17 protein-coding genes are annotated in these 15,371 nt (G+C 44.3%); 11 read left to right on the top strand and 6 right to left on the bottom strand.

Annotation, left to right across the window (positions count from 1 at the left end):
- Positions 1–224 precede the first annotated feature (224 nt).
- Positions 225–1,229, bottom strand: coding sequence for a chitosanase (locus AOU00_RS05360; RefSeq protein WP_069290115.1), 1,005 nt, complete (start codon positions 1,227–1,229; stop codon positions 225–227).
- A gap of 266 nt (positions 1,230–1,495) precedes the next feature.
- Here AOU00_RS05360 and AOU00_RS05355 point away from each other — a divergent pair, with 266 nt between their 5' ends.
- The 5 genes from AOU00_RS05355 (at position 1,496) to AOU00_RS05335 (ending at position 5,736) form a co-directional block, all read left to right on the top strand.
- Positions 1,496–2,278: an isocitrate lyase/PEP mutase family protein gene (locus tag AOU00_RS05355; protein WP_069290114.1), complete on the top strand. Its 783-nt coding sequence runs from the start codon at positions 1,496–1,498 to the stop codon at positions 2,276–2,278.
- A 42-nt stretch (positions 2,279–2,320) separates the two neighbouring features.
- A complete protein-coding gene (locus AOU00_RS05350) occupies positions 2,321–2,881 on the top strand; it encodes a bifunctional transcriptional activator/DNA repair enzyme AdaA (RefSeq protein WP_069290113.1) in 561 nt (186 codons plus the stop codon).
- Positions 2,882–2,906: 25 nt separating this feature from the next.
- Positions 2,907–3,392: a methylated-DNA--[protein]-cysteine S-methyltransferase gene (locus tag AOU00_RS05345; protein ID WP_069290112.1), complete on the top strand. Its 486-nt coding sequence runs from the start codon at positions 2,907–2,909 to the stop codon at positions 3,390–3,392.
- A gap of 13 nt (positions 3,393–3,405) precedes the next feature.
- Positions 3,406–3,693 carry an antitoxin Xre/MbcA/ParS toxin-binding domain-containing protein gene (locus tag AOU00_RS05340; protein ID WP_069290111.1) on the top strand — a complete coding sequence of 96 codons (288 nt, stop codon included), beginning with the start codon at positions 3,406–3,408 and terminating at the stop codon, positions 3,691–3,693.
- Between the two features lie 165 nt (positions 3,694–3,858).
- Positions 3,859–5,736: a stalk domain-containing protein gene (locus AOU00_RS05335; protein ID WP_069290110.1), complete on the top strand. Its 1,878-nt coding sequence runs from the start codon at positions 3,859–3,861 to the stop codon at positions 5,734–5,736.
- Positions 5,737–5,822: 86 nt separating this feature from the next.
- Here AOU00_RS05335 and AOU00_RS05330 read toward each other — a convergent pair whose 3' ends face one another.
- Positions 5,823–6,380, bottom strand: coding sequence for a YdhK family protein (locus tag AOU00_RS05330; protein ID WP_061828789.1), 558 nt, complete (start codon positions 6,378–6,380; stop codon positions 5,823–5,825).
- A gap of 290 nt (positions 6,381–6,670) precedes the next feature.
- Here AOU00_RS05330 and AOU00_RS05325 point away from each other — a divergent pair, with 290 nt between their 5' ends.
- From AOU00_RS05325 to AOU00_RS05315, 3 genes are all read left to right on the top strand, one after another.
- Positions 6,671–7,510, top strand: a complete 840-nt coding sequence (locus tag AOU00_RS05325) for a MetQ/NlpA family ABC transporter substrate-binding protein (RefSeq protein ID WP_053325891.1) — start codon at positions 6,671–6,673, stop codon at positions 7,508–7,510.
- Between the two features lie 69 nt (positions 7,511–7,579).
- Positions 7,580–8,755: an aminotransferase class I/II-fold pyridoxal phosphate-dependent enzyme gene (locus tag AOU00_RS05320; protein ID WP_081330766.1), complete on the top strand. Its 1,176-nt coding sequence runs from the start codon at positions 7,580–7,582 to the stop codon at positions 8,753–8,755.
- Positions 8,756–8,797: 42 nt separating this feature from the next.
- Positions 8,798–9,508, top strand: a complete 711-nt coding sequence (locus tag AOU00_RS05315; protein ID WP_081330679.1) for a 5'-methylthioadenosine/adenosylhomocysteine nucleosidase — start codon at positions 8,798–8,800, stop codon at positions 9,506–9,508.
- A gap of 18 nt (positions 9,509–9,526) precedes the next feature.
- Here AOU00_RS05315 and AOU00_RS05310 read toward each other — a convergent pair whose 3' ends face one another.
- The 4 genes from AOU00_RS05310 to AOU00_RS05295 all read right to left on the bottom strand — a co-directional run bounded on the left by AOU00_RS05310 (position 9,527) and on the right by AOU00_RS05295 (position 12,978).
- Positions 9,527–10,012 carry a DUF5381 family protein gene (locus tag AOU00_RS05310; protein ID WP_069290108.1) on the bottom strand — a complete coding sequence of 162 codons (486 nt, stop codon included), beginning with the start codon at positions 10,010–10,012 and terminating at the stop codon, positions 9,527–9,529.
- Positions 10,005–10,841, bottom strand: coding sequence for a hypothetical protein (locus AOU00_RS05305; RefSeq protein WP_069290107.1), 837 nt, complete (start codon positions 10,839–10,841; stop codon positions 10,005–10,007). Before AOU00_RS05305 ends, AOU00_RS05310 begins: the two co-directional genes overlap by 8 nt.
- 33 nt (positions 10,842–10,874) lie before the next feature.
- Positions 10,875–11,960: a WXG100 family type VII secretion target gene (locus AOU00_RS05300; RefSeq protein WP_069290106.1), complete on the bottom strand. Its 1,086-nt coding sequence runs from the start codon at positions 11,958–11,960 to the stop codon at positions 10,875–10,877.
- A 271-nt stretch (positions 11,961–12,231) separates the two neighbouring features.
- Entirely contained in the window at positions 12,232–12,978 is a 747-nt protein-coding gene (locus tag AOU00_RS05295) for an MORN repeat-containing protein (protein ID WP_061829632.1), read from the bottom strand.
- A gap of 290 nt (positions 12,979–13,268) precedes the next feature.
- Here AOU00_RS05295 and AOU00_RS05290 point away from each other — a divergent pair, with 290 nt between their 5' ends.
- The 3 genes from AOU00_RS05290 (at position 13,269) to AOU00_RS05280 (ending at position 15,347) form a co-directional block, all read left to right on the top strand.
- Positions 13,269–13,868: a cell division protein ZipA C-terminal FtsZ-binding domain-containing protein gene (locus AOU00_RS05290; RefSeq protein ID WP_237166379.1), complete on the top strand. Its 600-nt coding sequence runs from the start codon at positions 13,269–13,271 to the stop codon at positions 13,866–13,868.
- A gap of 20 nt (positions 13,869–13,888) precedes the next feature.
- Positions 13,889–14,590, top strand: a complete 702-nt coding sequence (locus tag AOU00_RS05285; protein WP_069290105.1) for a DUF1963 domain-containing protein — start codon at positions 13,889–13,891, stop codon at positions 14,588–14,590.
- 289 nt (positions 14,591–14,879) lie between these two features.
- The gene (locus AOU00_RS05280) at positions 14,880–15,347 is read left to right on the top strand and encodes a hypothetical protein (protein WP_039274394.1); all 468 of its coding nucleotides are present in this window, start codon (positions 14,880–14,882) and stop codon (positions 15,345–15,347) included.
- Positions 15,348–15,371 lie beyond the last annotated feature (24 nt).

Below are 15,371 nucleotides of genomic sequence, written 5' to 3'. Positions count from 1 at the left end.
TTATTTCGACTTCATAAACCATTTTACAAGACTGTTTCAGGAGCTTGCAACTTTCGGGCTTCTGGGACAGTCTCTCTATTTGTACACGCGACCTACATACTCGAATGATGAGAGGAACTGTATGGGAGAATGGGATGTTGTTAGCAGTCATCGCCAACTCAATGTTCATGAAAAATAGATAAAGGAGGACATACGATATGCCCTCCTAATGACGTATATTATATTTACTTCAGTTCCCAATTAGTTGCTTTGATCACAGCTGCATCTGCGTTCTTAAGATCTGTTTCGCCAGAAGCTAAGAGAGAGCTCCATTGTTTCACACGATTCTTACCATTGGGAGGTTGGTTATAATCATTGGTATCGACAACCAATGTACGCTTAGCATAGAAGCTAGTCATGAACTTCTTCTCATTCGTACTACTGCCTGAGCGTGAGAGGATTCCTTCAAGACTACCTGAATCACCAGTAGCGCCTTGATTGAGTGCTGTGTCGACAAATGATCCAATCGTCAGAGCAGTATTAAATCCGCGTTTCTGTGCTTGCTGTACACTATATTCGATATAGGTGTCATAGAACGTACGCCACATGGCTTCTCTCCAAGCTTCATTGTTTTGGAGAGCGTTGATCTTCTTCTTGATTACACTATCGCTATCGCTGAGTTTTAGAATCGAACCACTCATTTTCCCCTTCAGACCAGCACGTGTTAATCCACCTGCAATGGAAGGGTTGCTAGCTCCACTAGCAGCATCAAAAGCTTTGAATAAGTCCGGACCATCGGGTCCTGTATCATTTGAACCGCCTGTTGTTGCTCCAAAGATACCGATTGTGTATCCGCGATTATCGCCTATATCTTCAGCATAGCCATAGAATTCAGTCCATTTCAAAGAATCTTGCTCTGGTTTGTTCACTAGCTTCATAATATTATCCCATTGCTCACCGTCGAGTCCTGTATTAGCCTTCAGAAACTGAAGTGTTGAAGGTGAGAAATTAGCATCATGATCAACAGCTGTAACCGTTGCTTGGAAAGTAGCTTCTTCACTGGTAAGGGATAATGGCTCTATACTAGCTTCATTTGAATGGTCGAAGCCCTCATTTAAATCGATCGTTTTCTGCACCGGAGTTCCATTCTCTTCAGCAAAAGCCTTGCTAGGTGAAGGGCCGGACAAGCTAGAGAAAGAAGCGATTACAGTAAAGCTTAGCAAGATCATAAGGAATTTTGTTTTATACATATAACTCCTCCTATAATAATGTAATTGTGAAAGACTAAAAGCGTAGATTTGCATCTAACTCGAATTGATTTAGCAAGAGTATAGATAAGAAGCATAGGATTGAATAGAGCTTAAATAACCGTTTTTTTCAAAAATTATGATTTATATGTGAATAAATGGACCTAGTTGTTCCTAGATTCCTACAGACCATAAGTGCAAGAATGAGGACGAAACAAAGATAGTCTCTTGATAAAATGAGATACATCACATATCAGGAGGCTATATTTATGAACAAAATTCATCAGTTTCATGCACTTCACACATCAGAGGAACTTTTATTTTTAGGGAACGCCTGGGATATGCTATCTGCGGTGGCTCTGGAGAAGGCAGGCTTTAAGGCGATAGGTACGACGAGCTGGGGAATTGCCAATACGCTTGGATTCTCAGATGGAGAGCTTATTGATTTTGACCAGCATGTAAGCGTTATTCGGACGATTGCTGAGCATGTTCAAATTCCAGTGTCGGCAGATATTGAAGCAGGATATGGGGAGGATACGGCAACGATTGTTGAGCATGTTTTAAGGGTAGCCGATGTGGGAGTTGTAGGGATTAATATTGAGGATTCTTTGAAAACGCAAAAGGGACTTCGAGAAGTGGGCCTGCACAGTAACCTGTTGTCCAAAATAAGAACAGCATTGGATGTGCGTGGGTTTCAAAAGTTTTTTATAAACGCAAGAACGGATACATATTTGCAGATGGATGCCCCACTTTCAGAGACCATAGAGCGGGCCAAAGCGTATGTGGATAGTGGTGCGAGCGGAATTTTTGTTCCAGGATTAAAGAGTGATGAAGAGATCAGGGAAGTTGTGTTTCATATACATGCTCCGCTTAATGTTTTATCCCTGCCGGGTCTGACGAATGTCCACCAGCTTCAGCAGTTAGGTGTTAAACGGTTTAGCTTTGGAAATGCATTTTCTGATAAGATAATAGTTGCTTTGCAAAAGAATGCCGAACAGTTGATAGAGCTTCAAGATACATCACATTTATATGAGGATTTTGCAAAATCCTGAACTAGATGAATATGAACTATAGAAAGGACAGAGCATTCGATCATGGCTAACATCAATCTTTCTTTTGAAGAAATGTGGGAGAAAATTATAGCGTGTGATCGTAAGTATGACGGGTTGTTTTTTACCGCTGTGAAAACAACCCGCATATACTGCCGACCTTCCTGTCGATCCAAAAAGCCGAAAAAAATAAATGTGGAGTTTTACTTTGATTTGGACAAAGTGGAAAAGGCGGGTTTTCGTGCTTGCAAAAGATGCCAGCCCCATACAGACCATTCGCCGTATATCAGACTTGTGCAGAATGTGGTAACCTTCTTGGTCAATCATTACAAGGAGAAAATTGTATTGCAGGATATTGCGGATCATATCGGAATAAGCTCCTTTTACTTGGATCGGATCTTTAAACAGGAAACCGCCGAAACCCCGCGTACGTATTTGGAAAAAATAAGAGTAGATAAGGCAGCCTATCTTCTTAAAAGTACAAACCTTACGAATCTTGAGATTTGCTATGAGACGGGCTTCCAAAGTCCCTCCCATTTCTATAAGGCGTTTCGCAGCTTGAACCATTGTTCTCCTAGTGAGTATAGAAAGTTGAGTAAGGATTAGAAAAGGAAGGAGGTCGTATCCTTTTATGAGCGAACTATACGTATTGAAGTATGTATCGCCGATTGGAGAGATAGAGATACAGGGCACAAATGAGGCTGTCTATTCTATTATGTTCTCTAATCGGAATGAGCTCTTAACGAGGGCTATAGAAGAGGTTCCAATCCAAGTATTAGCGGAATGCGCTACCCAGCTTGACGAGTATTTTAAAGGTGAGCGCTTTGAGTTTACGTTTCCTTATGCCTTTGAAGGTACGGATTTTCAAAAAAAAGTATGGAATGCTCTGGTGTCCGTGGGGTACGGTAAAACGACAGCTTATAAAGATATTGCTCTTGCTATTGGGAATGAAAAAGCGATCCGAGCCGTAGGCAATGCTAATGGAAAAAATAAGCTAAGCATTGTGATTCCATGTCACCGAATTATCGGTTCCAATCAGAAACTAACGGGCTATGCAGGAGGGCTATGGAGAAAAGAATGGTTGCTCCAGCATGAGAAGCGTTGTCTGAGGCCCTAAGGAGGGCTCGTAGATGAGAGACATATATTTGAAAGAGTTTAAGCTGGAGAGCTGGGCCAACATGGTTCAGCTCTATCAGGAGCGGTATGATCAGGTAGATCCGGCTATAAGAGTAAAAGTGGCCGAAAGTAAAATTCCAAAGGAGATTCAGATTGTGCTGCTGCCCGATATGGGGGAGTATTTGCTGACTTGGATGGATCGAAAAGTCCCCGCACTCGGCAACGAAACACCGTCGGATTATTTGAAAAGCGAAGAAGGCACTAAAGCACTGAAGGCGGCCATATTACGTATGCCACGTTGAAGAAGCGGGCCAAGGAGATACATATGAACATTGAACAGATGAACAGAGCGCGAATGATGGAAAAAGTGAGTTCGCATATCCATAACTGTAATCAGATGGCATGAACTTCATCTAACCCTATGCTATGATTTACCGACAAGAATAGATGCAAAAGGGGAAATAAGAATGAAGCTCAAAAGAATGATGTTCCTACTTTCGTTTTTAACGATACTCGTAGGGTTGTTCACTTTGTGTACAGAAAGTGTTCATGCTGCCAATTCGACAGTATTCAGAGATGGAGATAAGCTTAAGCTTACCCTTGATGATGGTAATGGAGTAAACAGAGTGTTTAAATTCGATCTCCCGTTTACGATTAAGCCTGATACGCCAATTCGTCTGTATAGCAACTATACTGAAATTCCTTCTGGTGACTTTACGATTGATTATGCCAACTCTACAATTACGATTGCGGATTCACGACCAGCACCTTATCCAGGATCAGAAAATCATATAGAACTTCCTATAACTATGAAAGGGTCTGTGCAGTCAGTCGATGAATCTACAGTAACTCCACTTGAGGAGGAGCCGAAAGTAACGCAGCCTGAGGTAGAGACCAATATAAAAGAGATTTCCACTCCCAGTAAACCCGAGGTTGCTCAACAGTTGGACGAACCGAAAGTAATTGAACCTCAAGTAACCCAGCCTGTCGTGGAGCCTAAAGTGGACCAAGCGGTTGATGAGTCACCGGAAATCCCTTTGACTATCCCGTCTGGAGAAAATTTTCCGGGTACATTTACAATCAACTCTTCAGGTACGTCATTTTCGGTTCGTTTGAAAATAAAAAATATTCAACCCACGTATACTTCATACGTTTTGGTCAAAAATGCAGATGCTCAATTAATTAAACGGATTCAGTTCGATCCGGAAACAACGTTTACCTACCCTTTGAGTAACCTGAATTTATCTACGGGTGGATACTACTTTTATATCAAAATGATCGACCAGTCGGGAAATTCGGCAGCGTCTGTACCCCAATTTGTTCCCATAAATAATAACAAGGCTCAGCAGGTTGAGGTGTTTATAGACGGGAAACTGCAACAATATGAGCAGCCTGCGACCTCTATTAGCGGAAGTATGCTGGTGCCATTTCGTGCCGTTTTTGAGGCGCTTGGGGCGAAAGTGAAATGGGATGGAGCTACCAAGACCGTTACTGCAACCAAAGGAAATACAACGATCAAGTTAACTGTAGGCTCCAGAGATGCCTATATCAACGGTAAATTAGTGCGTCTCAATGCGGCGCCGAGGCTCATTAACGGCAAAGTAATGGTTCCTATTCGCTTTGTAAGTGAGGCGCTAGGTGCGAAGGTAAAGTGGAATATTGCAGCTCAGAGCGTTGTGATTTTTCTTGCTCCACCGCAGGTTTTGACAACCAGCGAAAGTGAACAATTAATGGAGGATAATGAAGATGCTTCCGAATCACAATCCAATACAACGATTCTGAAAAAGATATCCACCACCTTCTCCAAATCTACGGATATTGTGTTCGTCATAGATGTTACAAGTAGTATGACAGGGACGCTGGATTATGTGAGACAGAAGGTGAAAGGCTTTGTTGATTCCGTTCCAGCAGGTTCCCAATTTGCTGTCGTTGCATTTCGGGATATCAATCTGAAGGCAGATAAAGATTTAGAATTTTTGGAGTTTACGACCGATAAAAACAAGTTAAAAGGTAATTTGAATATGCTGCGCCCTTCCGCTGGTGGGGATTTGAAGGAATCGGGATTAGAGGCTATTCAGTTAGCTATAAGTAAATTCCCCAAAAATTCTAATTCCAAAACGATCATATTCATTACAGATGCACCAGTTCATGATAAGAATACAGATCTGGGTAAAGCACGTTTTTCAGTAGATGAAATCAACGAGCAATTACAGAAAAATGGTGTTATTTTTAATGCAATCGTGCCTGCAAATGGACCAGCCAACAAACAAATGAAAAAGCTTGTAGATACCAACAATGGGGCTTTGTATAATATCAAGGATGCCAAGCTGAATTTAGCGAAGTAGGTTTGTCCAAACTCAAATAAAGCCGTATAAAGGGAGCCGATGTAAGGCTCCCTTTTGCTATCATAAGCGCCTGTGTTGTAAGAGTTCTAATGGGCTGAAAGCTCACTCTCCGTCACCCATTTATGATTTTTGACAGGCTCTCCTCCTGTAGTCGGCGTATAATCTACCATATATACGGTCGTTGGCTCTACGGAGTCAATGGTAGCCTTAGCCCCATCCATCCCTTTCATATGATCTGCTGTAAGGATAACCTCCGTTCCCGGTGCATAAGGCTCGCTGCCTGCATCTTTAATCTCTTCATGAATAACCCACTTATGATTATTCACTTTTTTTTCTCCAGTGGTTGGAGTATATGAGACCGTATAAGCAGTAGTCGTATAAGCACCAACAATCGTGGCAGTAGCCCCATTCATGCCTGCCATATGGTCAGCTCGAATAGTCGCTTGGCTACCAACTTTGAAGGCTGGATTTTCCGCTTCTTTTAGTCCGGTAGGAAGCTCACTGGAAGTGGAATGGTTCATATCCGATGTGTCGTGCTGTTGACTGCTGTTTGTTGTGTGCTCCTGGTTCGGCGTGTTACTGTTTCCGCACCCACTCAAAATAATCATAATTGTACCAGCGAGCAAAGCCCATTGCATTCTCATATTTACAGCTCCTTTAGGGTTTTAATTACTTATTTTAAATATACCCCTAAGGGGTATATTTAAAACGGAAGTATATGACAAACGTGTGAAGTGTTTTGCTTTCAAGGGGATCTCCTGTTATGCCCTCTTTTTTGCTATGCAGAAGATGCGTAATTAAATGTTGTTGACAGTGAATAAAAAATCATTGTAATATCTATAAAACGCATCAAGTTACTTGGTATTTTGAGCGATTGTAAACATTCTAACTCACCAAAAGTAGATGATATCAAGGAGCAGGGGGAGACATCAAAATGAAGAAACCATGGATTTCATTTATATTGCTGCTGGGAGCAGTCGTGCTTTTTATTTCAGGCTGCGGCAGCAAGAATACGTCGGGCAACGCTGCGGGTGAAGAAAAGAAAACACTGCATATCAGCTTTAATCCCGGTCCATATAGCGATCAGTTTAAGAATGGTGTGGCTCCATATTTGGAGAAGAAAGGATATACGATTACATATAAAGAGTTTACAGACGGTGTTCAGCCCAATGTAGCCGTGGCTAAGGGGGATATTGATGCCAATGTGTTCCAGCATTCGCTCTACCTGGATTCTATGAATAAGCGGGAGAATATTGATCTGATTGGTGCTGTGCAGGTCCCGACTCCTCCAATGGGATTGTACTCCAGCAAGCATACCAGCCTTGACGAAATCAGTGAGGGAGCCCAAATCAACCTGCCCAACGAGCCAGTCAATATGCTGCGTGCGCTGAATATTTTGAAGGAAGTAGGCTGGATTACGTTAAAGGACAATATCGATCCATTGCAAACCTCGGTGAACGATATCACCTCTAATCCGCATCATCTGCAATTTGTTGCTACCGACCCGGCACAGGGGCCACGTGCACTGGAGGATGTTGATTTTGCGGCTATACAAGGGAACTTTGCTGTATCGAATGGAATAAAGCTGACCTCGGCATTAAAGCTTGAAAATATGACAGATCCGTTCACGAACGTGGTCGCTGTGGACAGCAAGAACAAGGATAAGCCCTTCGTCAAAGACATTATTGAAGGATATCATTCAGATGAATTCCAAAAGTACATCCAATCGAATCCTGATTATGAAGGCTACAAGCTGCCAAGCTATTTCAAATAATATGGGGTATTATCTTCTGCGGGCTGACGTTGTCAGCCTGTATCTTATGGATAGAAGGTGGAGATGAACGTGATTTTTTCATCCTCTGATCTCGTCAAGGCTCTGCCTGACAACTATTTTAGCGCAATGGATGACAAGGTGAATCTGCATAAAAGTAAGGGAATAGATGTAATCAATTTGGCAGCCGGCAACCCGGATCAGCCGACACCGGCGCATATCATCAGCGCTTTGAAGGAAGCGGTCGATCAACCGATCAATCAGGGTTATCCGCCTTTTCATGGAAAAAAAAGCACGCTGGAGGCTGTCGCCGCGTTCTATAAACGGGAGTATCACGTGGAACTGGATCCTGACCGAGAGATTGCCATATTCAACGGCTCAGCCATAGGCGTAATGGGGATTCCACAGGCGCTATTGAATCCAGGTGATTGGTTATTGACGACCGATCCGGCATATCCCCAATATTATTCCGCTGCTGCGCTGGCAAGAGCCAAAATTCATACGATTCCGCTTGATGAGAAGCATGGTTTCTTGCCTGATTATACAACCGTGCCGGAAGAAATTGCAGAGCAGGTCAAATTGCTCATGATTAATTATCCGAACAATCCGACTGGAGCAGTAGCTACAGCAGATTTCCTGACAAAGACGCTGAATTATGCCGCTCGGTACCAGTTTCCGGTTATGAATGATTTTGCTTACGGTGCTCTTGGATTTGACGGATATAAGCCGATTAGTTTATTGCAAATCCCCGGCGGCAAGGAGTATGGCGTCGAGACGTATACGGCTTCCAAAACGTATAACATGGCTGGATGGCGCTTCGGATTTGCAGTGGGAAATTCGTCCATCATTGGTGCGCTCAAGCATTATCATACGCATGCCTACAGCACTGTTTTTGGAGCGGTACAGGATGCGGGAGCTGTGGCATTGCTGGGCACGCAGGAACCGGTACGGGGGCTCGCGGCGTTATATGAGCGGCGCCGTGATGTTCTCATTGCAGCGTTACGGGGTATTGGCTGGGATGTAGCTGCTCCCCAAGGGTCTTTTTTTGCCTGGTTCAAGGTGCCAGAGGGGTATACATCTGCTTCCTTTGCAGACTTTTTATTGGACGAGGCGCATGTTGCGGTCGCTCCTGGAGAAGGCTTTGGTCGTGCAGGAGCTTCTCATGTGCGGGTCAGTCTGGTAAACAGTGAGGAAAGGCTGCTGGAGGCGGTGCATCGCATCGCAGCAACGGGCGTTTTTCAAGTATAAGCTGGAATACAAGGAATTCATGGAGGGAGCGGGAAAAGAACTTTGAGTATAGCGATTATCGGAGCTATGGAGGAAGAAATAGCAGATTTGAAAGCGCAGATCGAAGGGATAAAGAGGACCCAGATTGCGAACGGGATTTTTTATACGGGCCAGCTTGAGGGCAAGGAAGTTATTCTGCTGCAATCAGGAATTGGCAAAGCGAACGCAGCCTCGACTACGGCGCTGTTGATTGAGCGATTTAGCCCGGAGCTTGTCATTAATACCGGATCTGCGGGTGGGCTTGATCCAGCGCTGCATGTTGGCGATGTCGTAGTGGCGACCGAGCTGACTTACAGCGATGTGGACGGAACGGCGTTCGGCTATACCTACGGACAGGTGCCACAGATGCCGGCAAGTTATCCTGTCGATCCAGCGCTGCTTGCTTTTGCGACAGAAGCGCTGGCGGAGACCAGGATTGAGGGGCAGATCGTCAACGGTTTGATTACGACGGCAGACTCTTTTATCTCCCAGGCTGAGCGCGCCCATTTTATCCGTAGCCAGTTTCCTGAAGCGAAAGTGACGGATATGGAAGGGGCCGCGGTCGTTCAGACTGCGTACCAGTTTGGTGTTCCATTTTTGGCTGTCCGTTCTTTGTCTGATCTTGCCGGTGTAGAAGCGGCGGATTCTTTTGACTCCAATCTTGATTTGGCTGCGGCCAACTCGGCAGCAGTGGTTGTGGCTCTTGTAGCTGCATATGATAGAGACAAGCTTTGATATATTCAATGGCACTATTCAGGAACGTTTTTTCTTTGGCTTGCCATGCTGGTTAATGAGAGTTCGAAGTTGTTTCCCTGCTTGGTTCAGCTCCATATCGTTCAACACATAATCGGTGCTGACTTCCCAGGTGCTGCGGTCATTCAGATGAAAAATAAAGGCGGGAAAGCGAGGGCGCAGCCATTTGCGGATGGAGGCCCCTTCGAATTCAACTTTAGTGATTGCAGCCCACGGGACAGTTCGAATACCATCGGAAATGCTGTGTTCGTCAAAGATGAACAGGTAGGTATCCTTACGAAGCGTTCTGCTCAAACAAACCACGAGATAGCTACCAAAAAAAGGAAGTCCGACAATGGCAGACGTAATAAAGAAGAAGATTTGTAGAGCTGAGATATCTTTGTCGATAAAAATGAGCAGCAGCAAAAACAGACAAATCAGCACAAACATCAAGCTGCCCATGGCCTTCCAAAATGCCAAAGATCTGCGATATACAATTCTATCCACGGAATACCGCCTCGTCGCGAACAAACTCCTGAATGAAATATGTTATCCGTTCTCTCCAGTCAGCTTCGGTTACACTTTCAATACGCAGACATGGGGTGGCCTGCATATCCAGTTCTGTATTTCTTACGATCCACACATCATTCGTTCCTTTAAGAACAAATAGCAGATTCGTAACAGAAGGACCATCTTCATCCGTATCCGTGTATACCATTTGGCTCAAATTATTAAGGCTACACTGATTACGATCAAAATCCTCTCGCCAGTCTTGTATTATTTGTTGGGCCGACTCATGAAGCTTCCACGTTGTCATTTGCTGCATGCTGAAGTTGGATGAGGTTAACTCATTCCACTGTTCTTCGGTCAGATCGACGTATCGGCTGTACGCATTGAAGTTCGAAGCAAGCAGGCCGAACAATTGATCAATGTCATGATGCCAGTCTTCTGGGGAAGACCAGCGAAAGAAATGGAGTTCATTGTGACTGGAGAAATGATACAGAAAACGTTCATTTCCATGGTGTATCGTTAATGTATTTTGCTTATCCTGTTGCTCCTTGTAGCCACGTAGCATCTGACGACTTTGTACCAGATGAGCTAGCATTTCAACAATGAACTCATCAAATTCGAGCTGTTGTTGCTCGTCATCCCGTTGTTCCATCAGACCCTTGGATATCAGGCTATGCGTTGCAGCATGAAAAAGCAGTTCCCAGCGATCTTCGGTTAGTTCCCCGTAATAAGATTGGAGCAGACCAGAAGCCATATCTTCTGCGCCCAGTGCGGTCAAGGCAAAGCCTAGTTCCTCAAGCGTTAAAATTACCGTTTGTTTATCCATAGTCAGGCTCCTTCTCCATCTGTTAGGTGTATGTCATTTAAATAGTTTGCTGGCCCAACGTATCCCTTTTTCGGCGAATTTGGCGACTTTTCCACCTGCCCAGCTTCCCACCGTACCCCCGACATAAGCACCGACGGCTGCACCGACCGGACCACCGATAGCGCCGCCTACGGCTCCCAAAGCGACAGCACCGCCATAAGTTGCGGCGGTTTTAATCGCTACGTTAGAAGCGGATACAGCCACATCCGTTCCGGTAAGCTTCCCGCTTTTCCATTTTCCAGCCAGACTGATACCCTCGCCCACAATATTCATGGTGGCATTAATAGGGTACAGCTTTTTGGCAATCATGCCAGGAATTTGGCGGGTGGCTATGCCATATCGGCCTTTTTCCACCCCGGCGATGACGTTCCGCGTCCACTGAGGAAAGCTGTTGGCTTTATTGAATCCGAGGCCGAGCTTACCCATTTGAAGCTTTCCAGCTAATCGATCAAAGCCCTTTAACCCCTTCATCACAATACCGGGTTTGGCGAATTGGCGGTTTAGGCTTTTGCCTAAATTACGCATAAAAGCATTGTTGCCCTTGCCTTTCACCCATGCCGCATTATGTATAACCGCTCGAGTGGGATTCTTCAGACTTTTCTTGAATTCTACTGTTTTGGTGAGCACAAGTGTGGAAGCCAGACCGCTATAGATAGCTGTTCCGGCAAATCCCAGTTGCCCGCGCCATTTATTGGCTTCTGAAATGCTGTTAATGGCTATATCTGCTGGATCGGGTCCTTTTTTCCCGGAAGTTGTCCCTTCACTGCTGCCGATCTGTCCGCTGTGATCTCCTTTATTAATACCCGTGTCTGCTTGGGTATCTGTTTCCTTGAATTTTACTGCAATGGAACGCAGCTCTGTGCTGACAGAACCGACAGTTTGAGTGAAAGCATCCATTTGTCCACGAGCTTTATGAAAATCCTGATAAAAGCGCTGCTGTGTTGTTCCTGCCCAGCTATTTTCCAACATCTGAATATGCTGTGACAGTTGTCCGCAAATTTGTGCCCCCAGCTCACGTGCCTGTGCGAACTGCCTGGAAACCGCCTCTAGTTTCTCAGGAGGAACCATAATTTTAGCCATGATGTCCACCTCGGATGATTAAAATAATTACTTATATTTTAGTGAATCTAGTGTGGGTTAGCAAAAAAAGGAGGGGATTTAAGTGAAAAATAAGTCATTTGTATGAGTTCATGAGGGTGCATAAGGGAGAATAGTAGGAGGTGTTATGATCCGAAGTTCTTATATGTCATTCATAACGAAACGAAAAAAGCCCCTCTTTTCAAATGGAGCTTTCCATTAGAAAGAGAGGCCTTCTTGCGTAGAGGCTAATGCATGTTTCGCGTCGTATTAATTATTTTAGCGGAATCTGCTTGGACAGCTTTTCAAACTGCTGCAAGTGAGGAGTGACCTTGGCGGTAATTCCTTTGAAATACTTGATGGACGCTTGTCTTTGACGTTCTTTGGTAGCAGTCTCTTCAGGGAACATGGAGTATTCCTTTTGGACAGAGCCATTTTTATAATTTACGGAGAAGAGCTCTCCTTTTTGCCACCTTTGGACCAGATCTTGATTACTGTGCAAGATATTTAACACTTCTTTTCCATTTTTATAAGTGAAGCTGTAGTCTGGATCGGCCACAGCGTGGATCACTTGGTAGCCGTTCTGTAATCCATTGTTCTGAAAAGTACCTACTTGAATCTCGTTCGAACGTACGGTTCCGTCCATTTGTGTCACTTTTTCAGTCTGCGTACCCTTGCCGCTCATCGTGTCATTGTTCCATGTGCCGTTGTATACGATTTTATGATTTTGTCCATCTGCATCCGTGTATTGATTTATATATTTTCCAGTACCTGAACGCTTGCCATTCACAAAATCACCCGAATATTGCTTATATTCGCTCCATTTGATCGTACCACGTCCGTTGGGCTGCCCATTCTCAACCTCTCCATAGTAAGTCGTCTGACCAGATAGCTGAAGCAATTCCTTGGTTGCAGCCGCATTCGCCGCAGGTGTACTTACAGACAGCGCTCCAGATATCAGCGATGCGGACACCATAATAGGCAGAGACAGAGCTTTCCCTTTTTGCCAAAGTTTTTGCATCATGATTTCTCCCCTTTCGAAGCTTTGAAATTCTAAAAAGTTATGTTCAACAACCCAGCACCGTTTTTATACTATTTTGTGCTTGGTGATTTATAGTTTAATATAGATTGAGAATTATAGGAAACTGTAAAGTGAAAACAGCTAGTTAGGAGAGAGATTCATGAATTTACCTGAACATGGGAGTGAGGATGTATCTAGCATCCTTGCCGTGGAGTTGGAATATGAGCCTGTGAAGACCATAAAAGGAATCCATCAAGTGGAGCCTGATGCTAATATTTATTGGCTGATTGATGTGGAATTCAGCAGACTTTATGAACACACTGCCAGCGCGTTTTCAGGAGAAGGGCACCGTTCATGTGCTTCCTCGGGAGGATGCTGCCCATGTACGTACAAAAGCGGAAAAACTTAAAGCATTTACAGATCAGGAAGGTGAAAGGGAACACGCTGTGATGCTTAGGCTGGTGGCGGATCAAGGCCAATCTTACCGTGGAGCGGATATCTGGGATGTCATGCTGAGCCTCGGAATGGAGTGGGGAGATATGGATATTTTCCATGCACACCATCACGGGCCGGGAGGCTATGATGAACTATTTAGCGTACATACGGGAACCGAGCCTGGCTTTTTTGGGTTGAGTACACTCGCGGAGGATCGCTTTGCAGATTTGATTTTCAGTATGGATGGGGTACGGACCGTGCAGCCGCAAACTGTGTTTGAGGCAATGTGGAAAAGTGCCGAATATGCGCGCGCCAGACTCGGCGGGACATTAGTGAATGAACAGGGTCTGCCAGCTATGCCGGAAGATTATCTACATCAGATTCAAGAGATGGAAGATCGATTAAGTGAGTTTGGATTTAAAGCAGGCGAGGATGTTGTTGCGTTTCTATTCTAGATTAGAAAGGAGTGATTTCATTGTCCAGCAACTCTATTGAGAAGCTAAGAACGATTCTAAAACGTAAAGCTACTATTTTTCATACAGGGGGTCGCAGACCGTCGGGTTCCCTTGAACAGAGCTGGATTGGTAGAGTTACAGTGGCTTTGCCAACGGAGGAACAACCCATTGATGTACAGGGGAATGTTATGGCTCCGATCATGCAATTGTATTTGCCTGCCTTGCCCTTTGTCCCTGAAGCTATGCACAGTGTCAAGCTGTTGACGGTCTTCCTGTCTCCCGATGTACTGGATCATGAGGACATGGAAGGATATATGTGTATTCGTGAGTATACGTCGGTAGAGGATTTGGTTGAAAAAAATTTTGATCCGGCATTTATGCAAATCAAAGCATTTCCGCTGTTCCCCGAACTTAAAGAGAATGATTATCCGGTCTGGGACGGTGAAGATATCCCTGAGGAATACGGCGATGTTCTCAACCAGATGGACGAGGAGGAACCCGACTATTTTGAGGACATCGTAGAGGAAATATATGCGGTTCACAAAATCGGTGGCTATCCCAGCTTTATTCAACCAGGCATCGACTTTGGCGAGGGCTATGAATTTGTATTTCAGATTGCCTCAGATGCCAAAGCCCAATTGAATATTGTGGATGGAGGTAGCTTTTATTTTGCCAAGCATCAGAATGAAGGAGTCTGGCGGGGGTACTTTGATTTTTACTAATAGGCTCATTTAGAGAGCAGTCTGGAACCGATCGTTTTGTAGAGCATGGCAACCCAATATACTCGTAGTTTAGAAGCTATCGAAAATGGAGTGAAAAGATATGAATGTTTTAGCAATATGCGGGAACTCGCGTATTTCAGCGAGGGCTTGCTAAATACAAAGTAATCAATGCAATGCTTATGTTCATATCTGTGATCATATTGCTGGCAGGCCATTTTCAATCATGTGGACAAATGAGGACAGAGAGTAACTGTAGGAGATTGGCATAATAGCTGAAGGAGTGACAGCAATGAATGACTGGGAATCGGGAATCATTCAGGTCGATGGTGAGCGTGCTATCTACTCATCTTTAACGGAAGATCAGTTGTTAGAGACCACTTGGTATTCGAAATATTTTCATTCTGTAAGAAAGCTAGGGAATGACTACATCTGGTATCATTTCGATCAGGTTTCTTTGCTGTGTCGGCATTTTTTTGTGTCTGTATGCTTTAAGGATACAAACCTAATTGTCGTGGAGATTTCGCTCCAGGGAGATGAATTTCCAACTTCGTGGGATAATTGGTCTGAGGAAGGAGAGAGAAAGCGACAAAGGGAGCATGATCGTTTGTTACAGCAACATTTGTCCGTAAAGCCAAGCTATCGTCAAACAAAGCCTTACCCCTATATGGAATATGAACTGAACTGGGGGAAAATCTCTTCTTATTTTGACCCCCGGTCGGGAAATACGGCCATTGCTTTTAAGTATAAAGATGAGTAGTGATCTTACATAAAATACATGACA

It is taken from the genome of Paenibacillus polymyxa (assembly GCF_001719045.1).
Taxonomy (GTDB): domain Bacteria; phylum Bacillota; class Bacilli; order Paenibacillales; family Paenibacillaceae; genus Paenibacillus; species Paenibacillus polymyxa_B.
Note: the sequence above shows the minus strand (reverse complement) of the source record. Positions and strands in the feature narration are given on the sequence as shown.